Raw genomic sequence first — 1,295 nt, 5'->3', positions numbered from 1 at the left:
CCCTTGACGCCGCTGGGAAAGGCCGACCGGGGGAAAGCAGCAAGGATACTCACCGCAATGATGGCCGACGACGCGCTCTGCGGGCCACCTACCCAAGCCGACTCCGATCAGTCCTGATACTTTGACCCGCTCCCACTACGCATGAGGGCCATCGTGAACCAACCGCTTCCCTTCTCGTTGAGACTCCCCGTCATCGCGGCCCCCATGTTCCTGGTTTCCGGACCAGAACTTGTCACGGCGGCCTGTAGGGCGGGCATCATCGGCTCGTTTCCCACTCAGAATTGCCGGACGACGGCCGACCTCGACGTGTGGATGGGCACCATCACCGACCAACTCGGCACCGTTGAGCACGCGGCCCGCCCGGTCGCGCCTTGGGCGGCCAATCTCGTGACGCACAGCAGCAACGGCCTTCTTGCCGAGGATCTTCGGCTGATCGCCGAATACCGGCCACAGATGGTCATTACGGCGCCCGGTTCACCGAGACCCGTCATCGACGTGGTGAAGGGCTACGGGGGCATGGTGATCGCCGACGTCATCAACATCCGGCTGGCGCACAAGGCCAGCGAGGCCGGTGCCGACGGAATGGCCTGTGTCGCTGCAGGAGCCGGTGGCCATACCGGGCACATGTCCCCGTTCGCCTTCATCTCCGCAGTACGAGAGTTCTTCGACGGCGTGATCATCGTGGGTGGCGGAATCAGCGACGGACACGGTGTGACGGGAGCGGTCATTGCGGGCGCGGATTTGGTGTACATGGGTACGCGTTTCCTGGCCGCCGAGGAGAGTATGGCGGTGCCCGGATGCAAACAGATGATCGTCGACCACGGACCCGACGACCTGATTGTCAGCTCGGCCATCACTGGGACCCCGGCCTCGTGGCTCAAACCCAGTCTGAGCGCCCTGGGACTCGATCCCGACCGTCTCGCGCCCGTGGCGGCAGCCAAGAACTACACCGCCGGCGCCGCCGCCATCAAACGGTGGAAGGACGCTTGGGCCGCAGGTCAGGGCCTACAGACGATCCACGCAATCGAGCCGGTGGCGACAATCGTCGCAAGGCTTGAAAAGGAGTTCTGCCTCGCTCTCCACCGCGCGTCCGTCGTCGGGAGGACGCACGTCTACGAGTGATCGATCGGGCCGCAGAACCCTCTGTCTCCCGTAGCGTGATCATGTGGCCAGAGCGCGCAGAACCGACGCCTGTCCTGGTGCACTCCAGGTGCACCAGGCCGCCGACGGCGCATTGGTGCGGGTGCGGCTCCCCGGCGGCATGATCACCGCCGCCCAGCTCGCCGCAGTGGCGG

Annotated in this window: 1 protein-coding gene and 1 pseudogene; both read left to right on the top strand. The window is 65.5% G+C overall.

Features of this window, described 5'->3' with window-relative positions; genetic code table 11:
* Positions 1–153 precede the first annotated feature (153 nt).
* Positions 154–1,122, top strand: a complete 969-nt coding sequence (locus ACOJVU_RS17670; RefSeq protein ID WP_421530960.1) for an NAD(P)H-dependent flavin oxidoreductase — start codon at positions 154–156, stop codon at positions 1,120–1,122.
* A 43-nt stretch (positions 1,123–1,165) separates the two neighbouring features.
* Positions 1,166–1,295: pseudogene (locus ACOJVU_RS17665) on the top strand (precorrin-3B synthase); the annotation flags it as partial.

It is taken from the genome of Mycobacterium sp. THU-M104 (assembly GCF_049197365.1).
Taxonomy (GTDB): Bacteria; Actinomycetota; Actinomycetes; order Mycobacteriales; family Mycobacteriaceae; genus Mycobacterium.
This window is presented reverse-complemented; position numbering and strand designations above follow the sequence as displayed.